At 34.6% G+C, this 20,002-nt stretch carries 23 protein-coding genes; 3 read left to right on the top strand and 20 right to left on the bottom strand.

Annotated features, from left to right (window positions below; genetic code table 11):
• Positions 1–601: 601 nt before the first annotated feature.
• From leuB to ACGLWY_RS06510, 6 genes are all read right to left on the bottom strand, one after another.
• Positions 602–1,660 carry a 3-isopropylmalate dehydrogenase gene (gene leuB / locus ACGLWY_RS06485; RefSeq protein ID WP_396618863.1) on the bottom strand — a complete coding sequence of 353 codons (1,059 nt, stop codon included), beginning with the start codon at positions 1,658–1,660 and terminating at the stop codon, positions 602–604.
• Positions 1,661–1,800: 140 nt separating this feature from the next.
• On the bottom strand, positions 1,801–3,324 hold the full coding sequence (locus ACGLWY_RS06490) for an alpha-isopropylmalate synthase regulatory domain-containing protein (RefSeq protein WP_396618864.1): 1,524 nt from the start codon (positions 3,322–3,324) through the stop codon (positions 1,801–1,803).
• Positions 3,325–3,921 carry a 3-isopropylmalate dehydratase small subunit gene (gene leuD, locus ACGLWY_RS06495; protein ID WP_117177462.1) on the bottom strand — a complete coding sequence of 199 codons (597 nt, stop codon included), beginning with the start codon at positions 3,919–3,921 and terminating at the stop codon, positions 3,325–3,327.
• Between the two features lie 86 nt (positions 3,922–4,007).
• The gene (leuC, locus tag ACGLWY_RS06500) at positions 4,008–5,402 is read right to left on the bottom strand and encodes a 3-isopropylmalate dehydratase large subunit (protein ID WP_396618865.1); all 1,395 of its coding nucleotides are present in this window, start codon (positions 5,400–5,402) and stop codon (positions 4,008–4,010) included.
• A gap of 230 nt (positions 5,403–5,632) precedes the next feature.
• Positions 5,633–6,019 (bottom strand): acyl-CoA thioesterase, encoded by a 387-nt coding sequence (locus ACGLWY_RS06505; protein WP_396618866.1) that lies wholly within the window; start codon positions 6,017–6,019, stop codon positions 5,633–5,635.
• A gap of 7 nt (positions 6,020–6,026) precedes the next feature.
• The gene (locus tag ACGLWY_RS06510; RefSeq protein ID WP_396618867.1) at positions 6,027–6,920 is read right to left on the bottom strand and encodes a DUF72 domain-containing protein; all 894 of its coding nucleotides are present in this window, start codon (positions 6,918–6,920) and stop codon (positions 6,027–6,029) included.
• Between the two features lie 121 nt (positions 6,921–7,041).
• On the opposite strand from ACGLWY_RS06510, the gene ACGLWY_RS06515 reads away from it, so the two are divergent.
• The gene (locus tag ACGLWY_RS06515; RefSeq protein ID WP_396618868.1) at positions 7,042–7,458 is read left to right on the top strand and encodes a glyoxalase; all 417 of its coding nucleotides are present in this window, start codon (positions 7,042–7,044) and stop codon (positions 7,456–7,458) included.
• 8 nt (positions 7,459–7,466) lie between these two features.
• Complete coding sequence (locus ACGLWY_RS06520) at positions 7,467–7,913, top strand: hypothetical protein (RefSeq protein ID WP_396618869.1); 447 nt, start codon at positions 7,467–7,469, stop codon at positions 7,911–7,913.
• On the opposite strand, the gene ACGLWY_RS06525 is transcribed toward ACGLWY_RS06520, so the two are convergent.
• The 4 genes from ACGLWY_RS06525 to ACGLWY_RS06540 form a co-directional block, all read right to left on the bottom strand.
• Complete coding sequence (locus ACGLWY_RS06525; protein WP_396618870.1) at positions 7,906–8,583, bottom strand: DUF2461 domain-containing protein; 678 nt, start codon at positions 8,581–8,583, stop codon at positions 7,906–7,908. The two genes, ACGLWY_RS06520 and ACGLWY_RS06525, sit on opposite strands and share 8 nt — an antisense overlap.
• A 90-nt stretch (positions 8,584–8,673) precedes the next feature.
• Positions 8,674–9,225, bottom strand: coding sequence for a hypothetical protein (locus tag ACGLWY_RS06530; RefSeq protein ID WP_396618871.1), 552 nt, complete (start codon positions 9,223–9,225; stop codon positions 8,674–8,676).
• A 59-nt stretch (positions 9,226–9,284) separates the two neighbouring features.
• On the bottom strand, positions 9,285–9,449 hold the full coding sequence (locus ACGLWY_RS06535; RefSeq protein ID WP_396618872.1) for a DUF1328 domain-containing protein: 165 nt from the start codon (positions 9,447–9,449) through the stop codon (positions 9,285–9,287).
• 367 nt (positions 9,450–9,816) lie between these two features.
• Positions 9,817–10,593, bottom strand: coding sequence for a tRNA pseudouridine synthase A (locus tag ACGLWY_RS06540; protein WP_396618873.1), 777 nt, complete (start codon positions 10,591–10,593; stop codon positions 9,817–9,819).
• Between the two features lie 120 nt (positions 10,594–10,713).
• On the opposite strand from ACGLWY_RS06540, the gene ACGLWY_RS06545 reads away from it, so the two are divergent.
• Positions 10,714–11,130 carry a hypothetical protein gene (locus ACGLWY_RS06545; protein ID WP_396618874.1) on the top strand — a complete coding sequence of 139 codons (417 nt, stop codon included), beginning with the start codon at positions 10,714–10,716 and terminating at the stop codon, positions 11,128–11,130.
• 346 nt (positions 11,131–11,476) lie between these two features.
• Here ACGLWY_RS06545 and hisIE read toward each other — a convergent pair whose 3' ends face one another.
• From hisIE to hisG, 10 genes are all read right to left on the bottom strand, one after another.
• A complete protein-coding gene (gene hisIE, locus ACGLWY_RS06550) occupies positions 11,477–12,103 on the bottom strand; it encodes a bifunctional phosphoribosyl-AMP cyclohydrolase/phosphoribosyl-ATP diphosphatase HisIE (protein WP_396618875.1) in 627 nt (208 codons plus the stop codon).
• Positions 12,104–12,144: 41 nt separating this feature from the next.
• Complete coding sequence (gene hisF, locus ACGLWY_RS06555; protein WP_396618876.1) at positions 12,145–12,900, bottom strand: imidazole glycerol phosphate synthase subunit HisF; 756 nt, start codon at positions 12,898–12,900, stop codon at positions 12,145–12,147.
• A gap of 90 nt (positions 12,901–12,990) precedes the next feature.
• Positions 12,991–13,725, bottom strand: coding sequence for a 1-(5-phosphoribosyl)-5-[(5-phosphoribosylamino)methylideneamino]imidazole-4-carboxamide isomerase (gene hisA / locus ACGLWY_RS06560; RefSeq protein ID WP_396618877.1), 735 nt, complete (start codon positions 13,723–13,725; stop codon positions 12,991–12,993).
• 127 nt (positions 13,726–13,852) lie between these two features.
• Complete coding sequence (locus ACGLWY_RS06565; protein WP_396618878.1) at positions 13,853–14,209, bottom strand: four helix bundle protein; 357 nt, start codon at positions 14,207–14,209, stop codon at positions 13,853–13,855.
• Between the two features lie 30 nt (positions 14,210–14,239).
• Positions 14,240–14,896, bottom strand: a complete 657-nt coding sequence (gene hisH / locus ACGLWY_RS06570; protein WP_396618879.1) for an imidazole glycerol phosphate synthase subunit HisH — start codon at positions 14,894–14,896, stop codon at positions 14,240–14,242.
• A gap of 43 nt (positions 14,897–14,939) precedes the next feature.
• Positions 14,940–16,076 carry a bifunctional histidinol-phosphatase/imidazoleglycerol-phosphate dehydratase HisB gene (gene hisB / locus ACGLWY_RS06575; protein WP_396618880.1) on the bottom strand — a complete coding sequence of 379 codons (1,137 nt, stop codon included), beginning with the start codon at positions 16,074–16,076 and terminating at the stop codon, positions 14,940–14,942.
• 38 nt (positions 16,077–16,114) lie between these two features.
• Complete coding sequence (locus tag ACGLWY_RS06580) at positions 16,115–16,390, bottom strand: GIY-YIG nuclease family protein (protein ID WP_396618881.1); 276 nt, start codon at positions 16,388–16,390, stop codon at positions 16,115–16,117.
• Between the two features lie 30 nt (positions 16,391–16,420).
• Positions 16,421–17,464, bottom strand: coding sequence for a histidinol-phosphate transaminase (gene hisC / locus ACGLWY_RS06585; RefSeq protein ID WP_396618882.1), 1,044 nt, complete (start codon positions 17,462–17,464; stop codon positions 16,421–16,423).
• 57 nt (positions 17,465–17,521) lie between these two features.
• Entirely contained in the window at positions 17,522–18,805 is a 1,284-nt protein-coding gene (hisD, locus tag ACGLWY_RS06590) for a histidinol dehydrogenase (protein WP_396618883.1), read from the bottom strand.
• Positions 18,806–18,884: 79 nt separating this feature from the next.
• Positions 18,885–19,742, bottom strand: a complete 858-nt coding sequence (hisG, locus tag ACGLWY_RS06595) for an ATP phosphoribosyltransferase (protein ID WP_117177503.1) — start codon at positions 19,740–19,742, stop codon at positions 18,885–18,887.
• Positions 19,743–20,002 lie beyond the last annotated feature (260 nt).

Raw genomic sequence — 20,002 nt, forward strand, 5'->3', positions numbered from 1 at the left:
TCAAAAACAGTCAAAACAATGCATTATAGTGCATCTCCTTTCAAGTTTTTAAAACTTATTATACGCCACGAACACACGAATAAATATGGTTGTATTCGTGTGGAAACGGACTTTCAGTCTGTAATCAAACCTATGGATTTCAAATCCATAGAGTGGTTTAGTGCAAAAAATTATTATTATAATAGGTTCCTAACTATAAATTTAAATAAGATTATTTATATAACTAAGGTTAAGTAACATTAATTACAAAATAAATTAAAAACAGCATTATTTTTGACTATAAAAATTCTAAATCGGTTCAAACGATCATTCACAATGAGGACTTTTAAATTAAAACCAAAAGGGATAGCCTTTAAATGGTTCTGCTGTATTTTCGGGAACCTAAAAATTCTTATATTATTTCTTGCTTTTATTAAATTATAGCTTGAGCAACAGTTACCGGCTTGTATAATGGAGCTTGTCCTAATAACGATATCTGGTCTTCGTCATACTGGATCTGTTTAAAAGGATATAGGTATTTTGTAAGATTGGAGTGCGGAAGTCAAGAAAAAAGCGTGAATTCTTAGAATTCACGCTTTTTAATTGGTTATAAGTATAAATATTAAATGTTAGCAGCGATCCAGTCGCCTACTTCTTTAGTTCCAAATGATTTACCGCCCTCAGCTAAATCTTCAGTCACCATACCTTCAGCTAATGCTTTATTTACGGCATCTCTAATTGCTTTACCTTCTTCTGGTAAATTAAAAGCTGTTTCAAACATCATAGCAGCCGATAAAATAGTTGCCATAGGGTTGGCTATATTTTTTCCTGTAGCTTGTGGGTATGATCCGTGAATGGGTTCAAATAAAGATACTTCTGCCCCCATAGATGCCGATGGCATTAATCCCATAGAACCTGAAATCACCGAAGCTTCATCAGTTAGGATGTCTCCAAATAAGTTTTCGGTAATCAATACATCATAGCTATTTGGCCATTGTACCAAACGCATGGCTACGGCATCAACAAACTCATAAGAAACCGTTACTTCTGGATAGTCTTTTTCCATAGCTTGTACTGTTTCTCTCCATAAGCGTGATGTTTCCAAAACATTGGCTTTATCTACACAACATAGTTTTTTAGAACGTGTCATGGCCAATTCAAAACCTTTTTTAGCCAAGCGTTGTACTTCTGCTCTAGTGTACACACAGTTATCAAAAGCGGTTTCGCCACCATCTCTTCTACCCTTTTCACCAAAGTAGATCCCACCAGTTAACTCACGTAAAAATACCAAGTCGGTACCCTCAATACGTTCTCTTTTTAAAGGTGATTTATCAATTAAAGAAGGAAAGGTGAATGTGGGGCGCACATTGGCGAACAAGCCTAATTTTTTACGCATTTTAAGCAAACCTTGTTCTGGACGAACAGGTGCCGATGGATCGTTATCATATTTTGGATGCCCAATAGCCCCAAATAAAACCGCATCAGCGTTAGCACATACTTCGTGTGTTGAGTCTGGATAAGGTTCTCCAACCGCATCAATAGCCGCAGCCCCCGTTAAGGCAGGTTTCCATATTATTTCGTGTCCAAATTTCTTAGCAACAGCATCGCTTACTTTTACTGCTTGATCAATCACTTCAGGCCCTATACCATCACCTGCTAAAAGTGCTATATTAAATTTCATTTTTTATTTGTTTTAATCTTTTAATTTAATTTTTTTTGTGCGTTTCCCTAGGGTCGGGCTTTTCTCTTCAAATGTGAAGCATTCCCGATTTCAAATCCCTAACCCTAAACCGAACTATCATTTAATTCCGGTCTGCCGTCTTAATTAATAATAATATTCAACATTTTTTCGGTGGCTTTAATAGCAGAAACCGTTTGATCGGAGTCTAAGCCACGTGTTTTAAATTCTTTTTCCGGACTTTTCCAGGTGATAATAGTTTCACATAGCGCATCTGAATGGCTTCCCGGAGGTATTCTAACAGCATAATCTATCAAATCCGGTAACACCATTCTTTTGCTGATATAAATGCTCCTTAGGGCATTCATAAAGGCATCAAATTGTCCGTCACCTTGTGCATTTTCCTCAAAAGTCTCTCCATTTATAGTTAAGGAGACCGTTGTTGACGGTTTTAATCCTTTGGCATGCGTAAGTACATAGGAGTTGACTTTTACTTTTTCTTCATAGGAATAACTATCCAACACATCAGAAATAATATAAGGTAAGTCTTCTTTGGTTACGACTTCTTTTTTATCGCCCAGTTCAATAATACGTTGGGTTACTTTCTTTAAGTCTTCATCGTTAAGTTGAAGTCCTAATTCCTGTAAGTTCTTTTGGATATTGGCTTTACCAGACGCTTTTCCTAAAGCGTATTTTCTGGTTCTACCAAAGCGCTCCGGCATTAAATCGCTAAAGTATAGGTTCTTTTTATTGTCACCATCGGCATGTATACCAGCTGTTTGGGTAAAGACGTTGGCTCCAATAATGGGTTTGTTTGTAGGAATCATAATCCCCGAAAAGTTTTCAACCAATTTACTTATAGTATATAGGAATTTTTCGTTTATATCAATTTTGATATGGGGCATAAAATCGTTAATAACCGCTACGGTACTTGCCATAGGTGCGTTTCCTGCACGTTCGCCCATGCCATTTACGGTTAAATGCAGTCCATCGGCACCAGCTTTTAAAGCTGCCATAACATTGGCAACACCTAAATCGTAATCGTTATGTGCATGGAAATCGAAATGTGAATTAGGGTACGTATCCTTGATTTCTTTAATAAATTCAAAAGACTCTGCTGGAGTTAAAACCCCTAAAGTGTCCGGAAGCATGATGCGCTCAATAGGTTGTGTTGCTAAAAATGCTAAAAACTCAAAAACATAGTCTTTGGAATTGCGCATCCCGTTGCTCCAATCTTCTAAATATATATTGGTTTTTATGCCTTTTTCTTTTGCTAAAGAAATGGTTTCCGATATTTCTTCAAAGTGCTGATTAGGAGTCTTTTTTAACTGGTAAGTTAAATGGTTCAATGAACCTTTAGTAAGTAAGTTTTGAACCTTCGCTCCTGCATCAATCATCCAGTTGATAGAGATGCCTTTATCAACAAAAGTCAAGACTTCAACCTTATCTAAATAATTGTTTTCCTTGGCCCAATTGGTAACACTTTTTACTGCCTGAAACTCACCTTCTGAGACTCTTGCAGAAGCAATTTCAATGCGGTCTACCTTTAATTCTTCCAGTAAGAGCTTGGCAATGGTTAATTTTTCTGAAGCAGAAAACGACACACCCGAGGTTTGTTCACCGTCGCGTAGTGTCGTATCCATTATTTCAATTCGTTTTGGAATCATTTACAGTAGTAAGCCGTTTGCAAACGTTTCTATGTCTCCTTTGATGTTTTGTAAGTAATCGATATCATCAAAACCATTCAACATGTTTTCTTTTTTATAGCTATTGATATCAAAAGATTCTTGTGCTCCTGTTGAAAGAATGGTAATGGTTTGATTGGGTAGATTTACTTCAATCTCTGTATTTGGATCGTCGTAAATAGCGTTGAAAATTTGCTCTGAAAATTCAGGGCTCACTTGAACAGGTAACACACCTACGTTTAAACAGTTATTTCTGAAGATATCTGCAAAGAAACTTGATACAACACAACGGAAACCGTAATCGTAAACCGCCCAAGCAGCATGCTCTCTAGAAGAACCTGAACCAAAGTTTTTACCTCCTACTAATATTTTACCTGAATAAATAGGGTTGTTTAAAACGAAACTTTCTTTTGGTGAATTGTCGTTATTATATCTCCAATCACGGAATAAGTTATCGCCAAAACCTTCACGTTTTGTTGCTTTTAAGAAACGAGCAGGTATGATTTGATCGGTGTCCACATTTTCCAATGGTAATGGAACCGCTGTACTTGTTAATATATTGAATTTATCGTATGCCATCTTTTTTAATTGCTTTAGGCTTTAAGCTTTAGGCTTTAAGCCGATAATAATTATAGTTTTTTGCTTACAGCTTATTGCTTTTTTTATTAAAGTAAATCTCTTGGGTCTGTAACAACGCCTGTAACCGCTGCTGCTGCTGCTACTAAAGGACTCGCTAACAAAGTTCTTGAACCTGGTCCTTGACGCCCCTCAAAGTTTCTGTTTGAGGTACTTACGGCGTATTTCCCAGCAGGTACTTTATCGTCGTTCATGGCTAAACATGCAGAACAACCAGGTTGTCTTAATACAAATCCAGCTTCCGTAAGGGTGTCTAAAATACCTTCTTCTTTAATTAAAGCTTCCACTTCGTGCGATCCAGGTACCAACCAAGCGGTAACATGGTCTGCTTTTTTCTTTCCTTTTACAATAGATGCAAAGGCTCTAAAGTCTTCAATCCTACCATTGGTACAACTTCCTAAAAACACATAGTCGATTTTTTTACCAATCATAGCATCGTTTTCGTGGTAGCCCATATATTCCAAAGACTTTTTATAAGTTGCAACACCACCTTCTACAGCTTCTGCATTTGGAATGTTTTTAGAGATACCCATACCCATACCCGGATTGGTTCCGTAGGTAATCATTGGCTCAATATCACTTGCTAAAAACGTTAATTCTTTATCAAACGTTGCATCAGCATCAGTTTTTAAGGTTTTCCAATGTGCTACGGCAGTATCCCAAGCATCACCTTTAAGTGATAATGGCTTATCTTTTAAGTAATTGAATGTTGTTTCATCTGGTGCAATCATACCACCACGTGCACCCATCTCGATAGATAAGTTACAAACCGTCATACGGCCTTCCATAGTCATGTTTTCAAACACATCACCTGCATATTCTACAAAATAGCCCGTAGCTCCAGAAGTGGTTAATCTGGATATGATATACAAAGCAACATCTTTAGGCGTCACCCCTTTTCCTAATTGCCCATTAACATTAATACGCATTTTTTTAGGTTTTGGCTGCATGATACATTGTGTAGAAAGCACCATTTCAACTTCCGAAGTACCAATACCAAAGGCAATAGCACCAAAAGCACCGTGAGTAGATGTATGCGAATCACCACAAACAATAGTGGCTCCTGGGAATGTAATACCATTTTCCGGTCCTACTACATGCACAATACCATTTTTTTGATGACCAAGACCCCAATGGCTAATGCCATATTCATTTGAGTTATCTTCTAAAGCTTTTAACTGGTTAGCAGATAATGGATCTTCAACAGGTAAATGTTGGTTTATTGTCGGTGTGTTATGGTCGGCAGTTGCAAAGGTACGCTCTGGATACAATACTTTTAAACCGCGACTCTTTAATCCAAGAAATGCTACAGGACTTGTAACTTCGTGAATAAAATGACGGTCTATAAAGAATACATCAGGGCCGCCTTCAATTTTCCTTACAACATGTGAATCCCATACTTTATCAAACAATGTTTTGCTCATATTATATTTAATTAAATTTAAATCTTCGTGAATTTCCACCAATAACTATCATTGGCAAAAAGGCTTGCAAAGTTAGAAAAAACTACCATTTTTATTGGACTTATCACAAAATTTAAGACGTTCAACTATTTATTTTTATAGTATTATTAATGGAACTTAAAAAAATCGATGATATTTTAATGGAATAGTATTATTGGTTGCAAATTTTAAAGCATGTTTTTAAATAAAAATCACTTCAATCTGTTTTCCACATATTCTATTTGTGTTTTTCCATGAGGTTTCGCTTTACCATCGGAACCCACATTAACCATTACAATATTAGAAATGGTTATAATGGTCTCTCTAGTCATTTTATTTCTAACTTCACAACTCAAGGTTAGCGATGCTTTTCCGAATTTCACGACATCAATGCCTATTTCTATAATATCGCCTTGCTTAGCCGATGCTTTAAAATCTATTTCACTAATGTACTTGGTTACCACTTTGGGGTTTTCAAGTTGTATAATGGTATATAAAGCGGCTTCTTCGTCTATCCATTCTAATAATCTGCCTCCAAATAAGGTTCCATTGGCATTTAAATCTTCTGGTTTTACCCATTTTCTAGTGTGAAATCTCATGTTTTTTTTAAAGTAATGTTTGTTGTGTATTAGTGTTTTCATTAGGAACAACTAAATGATATCCTAATGCCTTATTCAGTTTTTTTATAAAATAGGCTGAAAGTAATGGCGATTCCTTTTCTATGTTTTGATGAATGAAAAAGTCTATTTCTTTGACGCCTTGTTGTTTCCAATCTTTCAATCGTGCAATCCAATCATCTAAACGGTTATAATCGCTTGCATGGTTTGCCCCAACATAGCGTACAAAAGCTGTTGCATTGGTTAAACGCATGTGCATAATATCGCGTCTTCCAGCGGAATCAACAATAATGTTTGAAATGTTGTTAGTTTCTAAAAGCTGATATAACTCGCTTGCTATCGAAGCATCGTTGTACCAATTGGTATGTCTAAATTCCATAGCTAATGGTATTTCTTTAGGCCATTCTTCAACAAAATTAATAACGCGATCAAAGTCTTTTGGTGAAAAATTATCATTCATCTGTAAAAAGACGGTTCTTAATTTTTCTTTTAAATTGGAAGCGTTGTACAAATAATGCTCAACCACTTCTTTGGTTTCCTGTAAGCGTTTCCAATGGCTTATTTCTTGGTTTAGCTTCGGAAAAAACTTAAATCCATCGGGCGTTTTAGTATGCCAAGAAGCAAATTGTTCCGCAGGGAAAATTCTATAAAATGTCGCATTTAACTCTATGGCGTTAAACTGACTGGAATAATACACCAATTCGTCTTTGGTGCCTCTTGGGTAAAATCCTTTTAAGTCGGCCTTATTCCATTTGGCACAGCCCACATAAATTTCGGGGATGTTATCGTCCTTAAACTTATTTAAAACACGTTGGGTATCTGGATGATCTGGCGGTAATGAAAAATCTATGTTTTGGGGGTTATCTACGCTTCCAAACTTCATGTCATTTTTTTGGTTTAAAGATAAAAATTTCTTTGTTGTTAATAACCCCGTTAACAACTATAAATACTCCAAAACATTTCAAGTTTTAATATTCGATATTTTTAATGAAAACTCTTCAACCATGAACACACGACAATTCAACTTAAAAAGCATTCGCCCTGAAATTCTTAGTTCAACAATTAATGATAACATGAGTAATGACGAGCGTTTTCAAAATTTAGTACTGCGCCCAATAATAAAGTTGCAAAATGATTTGTTAAATGAAGTTTTTAAAAACTATATTGCTAAGCATAAAATGGTGTTTTACAGTTACCCTTTAGAGAAGCGTTTATTATACATTGAAAACGCTGTAAATAAAGATATAAAATTCCGTAACTCACTAAAAGGCATTGTAATAGGTTTGTTTACTGTAGAAGAATATTTAATATACATCCAAAATTCTTCGGCTTTAAATAAGCGTATGATGCAAATTGTAAAAGAACGATTAATTAGTAATGTGCAACTTTTTGAGCAGTCAGAAGTGCTAAAAGCAGTGTAAGATATTTAATGACAACAAAACAGAAACTATTGCAAATTTGTAATGAACGTGTAGATAAACGTATTAATGATTACAAGGAGGAAGTTAATTTAATAAAAGAATCTATAGCTAGTAACGACAAAGGAAGTTCTGAAGACGACGATTCTGGTCATGGTAAATTATTGAATGATTTAGAAAAAAACATGGCTTATCTTAATGACGCCAAAAAAACCAAGGAGTATTTAAGTACTATAAAAACGAATGTAGAGAGCAAAGACGCTATGTTGGGCAGTATTGTAAAAACAAATGTGATGGATTTTTACATTTCTACCAGCATCGGCAAAATTGAACTTGACGATGCTGTTTTTTATGCTATTTCGGTAAACTCGCCTATTGGGCAGCTGTTAATAAACAAACCTGTAAACACGAGCTTTGAGTTTAACCAAAATAAATATGTTATTACGGAAATTATATAAGAGACACACCGTTTAAATCGGTCGTTAACACATCACTCATATAATTAAAATAGGGACGAATGGCTTTAAAGGATTGGTTTACATCATCAATGAAACCATCACTTAGCACTTGGGAATCGGTATATTTTTTAATAAAGATATACTGTTTCTTTTTTATTAAGTCGATGGCTTTGTGGTCTTTACTAAACCCTTTTGGTGCCGATTTCACCTCGTCGCCCACAAAAGTTCCCCAAATATTACTAAATGATTTATTGTTTAAAATGGATCGCATTTCGGTATCGTCCATTTCGAACTCTTTACGAATACGCAATAAATCGGCCGGAGCAGGTTCCCAAAAGCCTGTAGCAATAAAGCTTTCATTATTCGGTTGAATATGTAAATAATAGCCGCCTCTTAATTTGGGCTTTGTTCTATGGAATGACCCACCAAAATGTGTTTTGTAAGGTGATTTGTCTTTTGAAAAACGCACATCGCGATAAATACGAAACATTTTAAGTTTATCAACGTCATCATGTTCATTTAAACTTTTTAAAACCGCATTATAAAAAGTTTTAACATCCTTTTCTATTTTTTTGAATTCAGGCTTATGTTCGTTAAACCAATCTCTATCATTGTTTTTCTCTAATGCTTTAAAGAAGTCTAAGGTTTCTTTTGAAATTTTCGGATTCATAATATTTCATTAATTCTATAAAATCCCAAAATACAAAAAAGTCCTGTTATAGCAGGACTTTTAAGATATCTTTAATGAATATTTTTTTGATTATTTCTCTACCAAAATAAATTCTTGACTTGTTACGGTTTTGGTCTTTTTATCATAATATTCAATGGTAAAACTTCCATCGTCATTAAAATATCCAATACCCATATCGTTTCCGTTTTGAAATAAATAGTGATTTTCTCTGTTGAATTTAATAAGTTGACCATAGTTATTTGGTGTTTCATGGTCTTTTTCCAATACAGAAAAACCAGTGTCTACTTTCTTGAAACCATATCGTTTCCCATTAAATTCGTAATACCTAATTTCAGTTTTAGCGTCATAGGAATTGCCCCTATCGTTATCAATTTCAATAGTTTTCTTAACTTTTACAGGACTTTTTACAACATCCTTATCTCGTTTGTTTTTATCCTTTTCGGCGAATTCAATATCTTGCTCTTCCCTAGTTGTTACTTTAATTTTTTTCTCAACTACTTCTGTTCCATTATCCGTTTTTACAGTTTTTGTTGTAGATTCCTCAGAAACATTTTTAGGCGCTTCTTGGGCCCAAATATTACCGACAAACAAGAACAGACAAGCATATATTATGTTTTTCATTTTTTTAAGTTTTTAATTGTTAATGAATTTTTAGTATTGAAAAGTATGTATCAAGGTTTCTAACTCTTTTTAAAACCACCTTTTATTAATGATAATACGACAAGTACAATAAATAGAAAGAATAATATTCTAGCGATACCAGCGGATGCTCCTGCTATACCAGAAAAACCTAACACACCAGCAATTAAAGCTATAATAATAAAGGTGATTGTCCAACGTAACATAATTTCAAGTTTTAATGATTCATATTAATTTTTGAAGATTTAACTTCTATTAATACAAAGGTGCTATTTAACAGCGCTTTATGTGTTACATGTTTTTTATTATAATTTGTATAATTCACATGAATACCACATTAAGTATTTGATAATCAACAACACAAACCATGGACTTCAAGTCCATAGTTTTGTTTGCAGACTAATCTGCAAGGTTCGTTTGCGAAATTAATTAGTGAGATTTTACCGCAAATTCGCAGATTGCCTAAAATGTTAAAAATTTGCGAATCTGCGGTAAAAATTTTTAGAACCTAAAAGGGAAGTGCGCTTAAGTGCATAGCATAGTTTTAACTGTTTCTGTTACCAATAATGCTAATTAAGAGAATTCTATCTTATTAAGAATTAAGCCAGAAGCTGGGGCAATATATTCCATTTTAATAAAGCAGTCTTGCTCTAAACTTTTTGAAATGGTTTCCAAACTTAGTTTGCCTTTGCCCAAATCTATAAGTGCTCCCATCATGAGTCTTATTTGATTACGCATAAAGCCTTTTCCTCGAACGCGTAGTATATATGTTTTTTCGGGGAAGTAATTAGCTGTATAAATGGTATTTTCAACCAGTTCACATGTTATGATTTCTCGATTATAAACACCATGATCTGTAGGTTTGAAGCAATACGACTTAAAATAATGGTCGCCTTCAAAAAGTTTAGCACCTTGCTTCATTAAATCTATATCTAGATCATCAAGAATGGTTGTCATAATGGGTGCACAAAACGGATGGCATTTTTCACCATAAGTAAATAAGTATAGATACTCCTTAATTTTTGAATGGTTGATGATATTGAATTTAGCATCAACTTCCCGAATACTTATGGCCCGAATATCTTGTGGTAAATTATAGTTAAAAAGATCTAAAAACGCATCTTGGTCTTCTAGAGGTGTTTCTAAAAACAATTCAAAAGCCGCACATTCTGCCGAAACCATAGCATCTGTTCTTCCTGAACTCAAACTTTTAAAAGGTTTTCCTTCCAATACAAAATTTAGCGTTCTATCTACCATTAAATGCAAGGTTTTTACATGGGGTTGTTTTTGCCAACCATGAAAACGGTATCCTAAATATTGAATGGTAATGACGTAAAAATACTTCTTCATTGTTTTTTCTAAAGATGAGTTCGATTGGGGAAAGTAAGTTTTTTATTAATTCTGACAAAAATTTAATAACTTGTATAACTTTTTTTATTAAATAAATTTATTAACTAAAAACCAATCAATATGACAAATTTAAAAGAAAAACCACCTGTTTGGTTTTGGATTGTGAGTGTTATTGCACTGTTATGGAACGCTATGGGCGTAAAAGAGTATTTGGGTCAAGCTTATCAAACTGAAAGTTGGCGCGCTGCACTTACCGATGAACAATTTGAAATGATTTCCAGTTTTCCTTCTTGGTTAACCGCTGCATTTGCTATTGCAGTTTTTGCAGGGGCCTTAGGTTCTTTAGGACTTTTGCTAAGAAAAAAATGGGCTTACATGCTATTGGTAGTATCGTTAATTGCGGTAATTGCACAAATGGGATATATTTTAATTCAAGGCCATTTTGATGGTATTGGTATGACCATTAGCATTATTGCATTCGCTATTTTCTTGGTTTGGTTTTCAAAAAAATCGATTTCAAAAGTGTGGATTTCTTAGAGACTGTTTAAATTTTGTTTTTGGAATGTTTTATAGGGTATTTTTTCGTCAGATGAAGGTATTTTGAGGTTCATAGCCATAGCCTACGAACCAAAAAATAGCTGAAATATGGTGGAAAAAGGCACATAAAAGAACCAAAGGATAAAACTTAAACAGTCTCTTAAATGAAATTTTATAAATAAAAAACGGCTGTCTAAAAAGTCCTTTAAATTTAATTTGTCAGGTTGAGCACTTCGACAAGCTCAGCACAGGCTTTGTCGAAACCGATATTGATTACCAGTAATTAAACTATTTCGACAAGCTCAATATGACATAGAACTAGACTTTTTATACAGCCTCTTTTTGTTTATTTATGCCTACCTTTTAATTCAGCTTCAATATCTTTTAAAGTAAAGCCTTTGGCTTGTAACAACATTAAATAATGAAACAGTAAATCTGCCGATTCGTAAAGGAATAATTCATCATTGTTGTCCATGGCTTCAATAACAGTTTCAACAGCTTCCTCACCTACTTTCTGAGCTACTTTGTTGATCCCTTTAGAAAACAAACTCGCCACATACGATTTGCTAGTATCTTTATTAGCAACACGCTCAGTAATAATATCTTCTAAAGTTGAAAAGAAACCATAATTGGATTTATTTTCTTCACCCCAACAATTGCCTGTACCCTTATGGCAAGTGGGTCCAACAGGGTGAACCTGAATTAAAAGAGTGTCGTTATCACAATCGTTTTTAATATCAACCAAGTTTAAAAAATGACCACTTTCTTCTCCTTTTGTCCAAAGACGTTGCTTGCTTCTGCTAAAAAAAGTGACTTGTTTTGTTTCTAAGGTTTTTTGATAAGCTTCCTCATTCATATAACCCAACATCAACACATTCTTTGTTGTGGCATCTTGAATAATGGCAGGAATTAATTTCCCCTCTAGCTCCCCCCAAGAGGGAGAAATGATCTGAGTATTTTTTTTATTTGACATATTCTAATTCTTAATTTATTTTCCCCTTTGGGGTTAGGGGATTAAAGTCGTACCTCTATATCGTGTTTTTTTAATTCTTTTTTTAATTCCGGAATAGGTATTTCACCAAAATGAAACACACTTGCCGCTAAAGCAGCATCTGCTTTCCCTTCTTTAAAGGTATCGACAAAGTGTTGCACAGTACCGGCACCACCCGATGCTATTATTGGAATATTTAACAATTCCGACAGTTTAGCTAACGCTTCATTGGCAAATCCGTTTTTTGTGCCATCATGGTCCATAGAGGTAAATAAAATTTCACCTGCACCACGTTGCTCAACTTCTTTTGCCCATTCAAACAAATCGATTTCTGTTGGGATACTACCTCCAGCTAAATGCACTTTCCAATTGCCATCAATTTGTTTAGCATCAATGGCGACAACGACACATTGGCTACCGAATTTATTGGCAAGTTCGTTTACCAAGTCTGGACGCTTCACCGCCGATGAATTGATGGATACTTTGTCGGCACCACATTTTAATAAGGCATCTACATGTTCTACAGACGAAATGCCTCCACCAACTGTAAATGGAATATTGACTTGTTCTGCTACATGCATGACCATATCTAAAGTCGTTGCACGCGCTTCTAAGGTTGCTGAAATATCCAAAAACACCAATTCGTCTGCACCCACATTGGCATATTGCTTAGCAAGCTCTACAGGGTCGCCAGCATCGCGTAAATCGACAAAGTTCACACCTTTAACAGTGCGTCCGTTCTTAATATCTAAGCACGGTATAATTCGTTTTGTAAGCATCTTTTTTAAGTTAGAAGTTAAATATTAAAGGTTAGAAGTAAATTTTATTCTCAACTTTTTACTTCTACTATTTAATATTGTACTTATAATTTATACAAATTTTTCTAATTGCTTTAGTGTTATTCTATTTTCATAAATAGCCTTTCCTATAATAACACCTTCACAGCCTATGTCTTTTAAAATCGGCAATTCATCAATAGTTGAAAGACCTCCAGAGGCAATTAGTTTTATGGATTGTCCATTACTACTATTGGTACATTCAGAAATGATTTGCTTGTACAAATCTATTGAAGGCCCTTCAAGCATACCATCTTTTGAAATATCGGTACATATCACGTACTGGATACTTTTCTTTTGATATGCTTTTATAAATGGGATCACATCTTCCTTACTTTGTTCCATCCATCCACTTATAGACACTTTTCCGTTATCGCTATCGGCTCCTAAAATAATTTTAGCAGCGCCATATTTAGAAATCCACCCTTCAAATGTATGTGGGTCTTTAATGGCAATACTTCCACCAGTTATTTGTTTGGCACCAGAATTGAATGCAATATGTAAATCTTCATTGGTTTTTAAACCGCCACCAAAGTCAATTTTAAGATTGGTTTTTGATGAGATTTGCTCCAGTACTTTATAGTTTACAATGTGTTGTGCTTTGGCACCATCCAAATCGACTAAATGTAGATACTGAATTCCTGCATCTTCAAACATTTTAGCCACTTCAAGTGGGTTTTCATTATATACTTTTTTGGTATCGTAATCACCTTTGGTCAGTCTTACACATTTTCCGTCTATAATATCTATGGCTGGTATAATTCTCATGTATAATATTAAATATTAAAAGTTAAATATTAGAAGTTAGATTTTAAAAGTTAAAAATATTAAGCATATTGGCTATCAATTTATTAATATTAGAAGTTTGAAATGCAAAGTAATTGTACTTACTAACTTATTTATTACTATTTCTTTTTGCTGTATTAATAGAAGCGACTGTTATGGCTAATAACTCTCTTTCTTCTTTTTGAAGGTTTGAAATTTCCTCGGGATTACCTGAAAGAACTTCTTCAAAAATTTCCAACCAATATACACTCTCATCTACTTCTTCTTCAACTATTTTTAATTTATTTATAAAATCAGCTGTTGATTTGGCGCGTTGGGAAGCTCTATAATTTGCTCCTACAGAACTAGAACTTCTTATTAATTGATTGACAAAAGCATTATATTCTCTAGATTTAGGAACTTTAAAACAGAAATGCCAGCGGTCTATTCCAAATCGTTTTGTTCTTTCAATTAATTCGTTTTTCATTAAAAACTTTTAATATTTAATATCTAACTTTTAATATTTAATATCTAACTCCAAAAAGTTCTCCAATATTTTTTCTCCTGCTAAACTACTCTTTTCTGGGTGAAATTGTACGCCATAAAAGTTATTATGTCTTAGTGCAGAAGCATAATTAATCCCATAATCGGTTGTTGCAATGGTCTCCGCACAATGCTCGGCATAGTAACTATGTACCAAATACATGTACTCGTTTTCTTTGATGCCTTTAAACAATTCCGATTTCAAATCTTTAATAACATTCCAGCCCATTTGAGGTACTTTTACGTTATTATCGAAACGTTTTACTGTGGTTTTAAAAACACCCAAGCCTTTGGTATTCCCTTCTTCGGTAAATTCACAAAGCAATTGCATCCCTAAACAAATACCCAAAACGGGTTGTTTTAATTTTGGAATGAGTGTATCCAAACCTGTTTCTTTAAGCATGGCCATAGCAGAGCTCGCTTCGCCTACCCCTGGAAAAATAATTTTATCGGCTGCTAGGATTTCCTCTGGGCTATTTGATAAAACCGCATCAACACCCAAACGCTTAAAAGCAAATTGGATGCTTTTAATGTTTCCTGCGCCGTAATTTATAATAACTAATTTTCCTCCTCCAGCTCCTCCTAAGGAGGAGGGTTTAATTTCCGATATATTGTTGTCTTCTAATTTCATTACGATATAGTATCTCCTTCCCTTTGGGAAGGTTGGGATGGGATTATAACATGCCTTTTGTTGAAGGCAAAAACATCTTGTTTGAGTCTCTTTTTACCGCCATTTTCATGGCTTTTGCAAAGGCTTTAAAAATACCCTCTATTTTATGGTGTTCATTTACCCCTTCGGCCTTTATATTTAAATTACATTTAGCACCATCGGTAAAGGATTTAAATAAATGGTAAAACATTTCGGTAGGCATATCCCCTATTTTTTCACGTTTAAATTCAGCATCCCATTCCAACCAATTTCTACCACCAAAATCGACAGCTACCTGAGCCAAACAATCATCCATTGGTAAACAAAACCCATAGCGTTCTATACCCAATTTATTGCCTAATGCTTTGTGGAATAATTCCCCAAAGGCAATCATGGTATCTTCAATGGTGTGGTGTTCATCAACCTCTAAATCGCCATTTACTTTGATGGTTAAATCCATAGCACCATGACGACCAATTTGATCTAACATGTGGTCGAAAAACGATAAGCCGGTACTGATGTCGTTTTTACCAGATCCATCCAAATTTAACTTGATGTAGATTTGGGTTTCATTGGTATTACGGGTAATTTCAGCGACACGGTCTTCTAATTTCAAAAACTCATAGATTTCTTTCCAGTCGGTTGTTGTTAAAGCTATGACGTCTAAAATATCTTGTTTGGACGTTTCGATTTCGTCTGCACCTAAATTTGGATTTTCGGAAAGATAAATACCTTTAGCTCCTAGGTTTTTAGCCAGTTCCATATCGGTAATTCTATCACCTAATACAAACGAATTTTCTAAATCGTAGGCTTCTGAAAAATACTTTGTCAACAAACCGGTTCTAGGTTTACGGGTTGGCGCATTTTCATGTGGAAAGGTTTTGTCAATGTGAATGTCTGCAAACTCGACCCCTTCTTTGGCAAAGGCACTGATGATTTTATTCTGTGCTGGCCAAAACGTGTCTTCAGGAAAAGCATCCGTACCCAAACCATCTTGATTTGTAACCATCACCAATTCGTAATCTAGCTCATTTGCTATTTTAGCCATGTATTGAAACACTTTTGGATAAAACTCCAATTTTTCCAAACTGTCTAATTGGAAATCAATGGGTGGTTCCAAAACCAAAGTGCCGTCGCGGTCTATAAATAATACTTTTTTCATGCTTAATTTATTAAGCAACCCTGAATTTATTTCAGGGTCTAATTAATTTCTAAGGTTATTAAATTTGGATTTGATTTTTTTATCAAGTTCCATTTCCATTCTTTATGCCAATTCTTTAATTGACTTTCTCTTTTTTTAGCTTCCTTTTTATTGTCAAATGTTTCAAAATAAACTAAATCTGTTGCCTTGTACATTTTTGTAAATACAGCCCCAATTCCTTTTGAATGTTCAACTAATCTTCGTTTTAAGTTATCTGTATAACCAATATATAATACTGTTCTATTTTTATTTGATGTTATATAGCAATAATACATCAACATAATTTAAAAGTTCCTGAAACAAGTTCAGGATTTCGATATTGATAAAAGTGTTTTTATCAATATCTCATTCTCTTCAGGTGTTCCAACGGTTAATCGCAATGTGTTTTCACAACCTGCCTGTGTTGTTCTATTTCTAATTACAATACCTTTCTCAATAAGTTGATTGTAACGTTTATTGGCATCATCGACTTTTACCAATACAAAATTAGCATCTGATGGATATATTTTTGAAACATAACCGATAGACTTTAATTCTGAAATTAAAGCGCTGCGTTCTTTTAATATGTCGGCAATTTGATTGTTAGCCAAATCTTTGATACCTAATAATTCAATAGCTTTATTTTGTGTTAATGCATTGATGTTATAAGGAGGTTTTATAGTGTTTAAAACCGTAATGATTTCAGTTGAAGCATAACAAATCCCCAATCGAATACCTGCCATGGCATACGCTTTAGACAAGGTTTGCGTCACAATTAAATTAGGGAATTCATTTAATCTTGTCAACCAGCTGGTTTCGTTGGAAAAATCGATATAAGCCTCATCAATAACCACAATGCCTTTAAACTTACTAACCAATGCTTCAATGGCTTTTGAAGAAAAACTATTCCCCGAAGGATTGTTTGGTGAACATATAAATAGTAACTTGCTATTAGCATCCGCTGTATTTAAAACAGCGTCAACTTTTGGCTGAAAATCTGCATCTAAATTCACTTTTTTAATACCAATTGCATTCAAGTTTGCCAACACTTCATACATGCCATACGTAGGAGGTAAAATAATGACATTATCTTGATTGGGTTCACAAAAAGCCCTGTAAATCAAGTCTAGCACTTCATCACTACCATTTCCTAAAAGGATTTGCTTGGTTGAAATCCCTTTAATCCCAGATAAAACCGCCTTTAATTTTCCCTGCTGTGGGTCTGGGTAACGGTTTACACCATTCTCAAACGGATTTTCATTGGCATCTAAAAACACCATATCGTCGGTCACCCCTTGAAATTCATCACGTGCAGATGAATACGGTTTTAGTGCTTTTATAGTCGGACGTATTAAATCTTGTATGTTCATTTGTGTTCGTCATGCTGAATTTATTTCAGCATCTCATTATTTTAAATTGACGTGTAACTATTTTAAATCCTTTAATCGAATGGAAACGGCATTTTTATGTGCCTGTAAACCTTCTGCTTCTGCCATAAGTTCTATGGTTTCACCAATATTCAAAATACCTGCTTTCGATATCTTTTGAAAGGTCATGCTTTTGTAAAAACTATCTAAATTCACACCTGAATAGGCTTTCGAAAATCCGTTAGTAGGTAATGTATGGTTGGTTCCAGAAGCATAATCGCCTGCGCTTTCCGGTGTATAGTCGCCAATAAACACAGAGCCTGCGTTTTCAATGTTATCTACATAAAAATCTTCATTTTTTGTGCAGATAATAAAATGCTCTGGTCCGTACTCGTTTATTAATTCCAACGCCAAATCATCATTTTCTAAATAAATGAGTTTTGAATTTGCTATGGCTTTTTCAGCAATCGCTTTACGCGGAAGCACACGAAGCTGTTTTTCAATTTCCTCCGAAACTTTATTAATTAAAGCATTCGAAGTTGAAACCAAAATAACCTGGCTATCCGTACCATGTTCCGCTTGACTTAATAAATCGGATGCGATGTATGAAGCATTTGCGGATGCATCGGCAACCACCAACAATTCACTGGGACCTGCAGGCATATCGATAGCTACACCAAATTTGGTTGCTAATTGTTTTGCCACGGTTACAAACTGGTTACCGGGTCCGAATATTTTATACACCTGTGGTATGGTTTCCGTTCCAAAAGTTAATCCTGCAATGGCTTGGATACCTCCTACTTTTATAATTTTAGTAACCCCACAAAGTTGTGCTGCAAACAAAATTTCTGGTGCCAGTTCCCCTTGTTTATTTGGTGGCGAACAAAGCACAATTTCTTTACAACCTGCAATTTGAGCAGGAATTGCCAACATTAAAACTGTTGAAAATAAAGGTGCGGTACCGCCTGGAATATATAGTCCCACTTTTTGAATGGGGCGTTTTTCTTGCCAACATTTTACACCATGAGTGGTTTCAACTTCGACCCTGTTTGTTTTTTGTGCAGCATGAAAAGCTTCAATATTTTGTTTTGCCTTTTTTATGGCATTTTGAAGTGCTTCTGGCACATGGGCTATGGCTTTTTGAATGTCCTCTATGGTTACCAGATTTGATTCTAAAGCGATACCATCAAACTGTTGAGTGTATTTAGTAATGGCAGCATCGCCATTTAAACGAATAGCATCAAAAATTTGATTTACAACCGTTTCAATATCGCTAACGGTTTGAGTTGGTCTTTTTAATAGTTGGGACCATTCGCCTCTATTTGGGTTATTAATTGTTTGCATCTTTTTAATCTGTAAGCTATAAGCAAAAAAGCTTAAAGCCACTGTCATTGTTAATTGTTAACTTTTCTTTATTAATTGATTACAGTACCATTTTCTCAATAGGACAAACTAAAATACCTTGGGCACCTTTTGCTTTTAAATCGTCAATAACGTCCCAAAATTCGTTTTTGCTTATTACCGAGTGTATGGAACTCCAACCCGCTTCTGCCAAAGGCAATACCGTCGGGCTCTTCATGCCCGGTAACACATCAATGATATCTTGAACTTTATCATTTGGTGCATTAAGTAAAACGTATTTAGATTCCCTTCCTTTTAAAACCGATTTGATTCTGAATTGAATTTTATCTAAAATAGCTTGTTTTTCAGCATCTAAAATAGGCGAAACTGCTAAAACCGCTTCCGATTTTAAAATCATTTCAACCTCTTTCAAATTGTTTTTAAATAACGTACTTCCACTTGAAACAATATCAACAATGGCATCTGCCAACCCGATGTTGGGTGCTATTTCAACAGATCCGTTAATAATATGGAGGTTTGCTGTAATACCTTGTGCATCCAAATAATTTTGAACCGTATTTGGATAAGATGTTGCAATGCGTTTGCCATCTAAGTCTTTAATACTCGTATAATTCATTGTCTTTGGCACTGCAATACAAACGCGGCATGAAGAAAACCCCAGTTTTTCGGCTATATTAATACCACTACCTTTTTCTATCAACACATTTTCGCCAATAATAGCTGCATCAACAACACCATCTTTTAAATATTGGGGAATGTCGCCATTTCTTAGGTAGAAAACTTCAACAGGAAAATTTCTTGCCGATGCTTTTAATTGGTCAATGCCATTATCAATAGAAATACCTATATCCTTAAGTAGTTCCATAGATTCGTCGTGTAAACGACCTGATTTTTGTACTGCAATTCTTAATGTACTCATTTTCTTGTTTTTATGAGTTTGAAACAATCTAGTTGGACTTAAAATTAAAAACCCGCTTGATTGTCTCAAACGGGTTTATAAAAATATGTTGATTTTATTCAATACATCTTCACTTCGCTTGAGAGCAAATTTGAAAATGGTGATGATGTGATTGAATAAAGTTCATTTTTATGTTTTTATTTTTGCAAATATCTATAATTAAAGTTAATTATTCCAAAAAATAGTAATAAAACTTACCACTATTAAGTATTCCTTATTTA

The sequence above is a fragment of the Mariniflexile sp. HMF6888 genome, from assembly GCF_044335535.1.
Taxonomy (GTDB): Bacteria; Bacteroidota; Bacteroidia; order Flavobacteriales; family Flavobacteriaceae; genus Mariniflexile.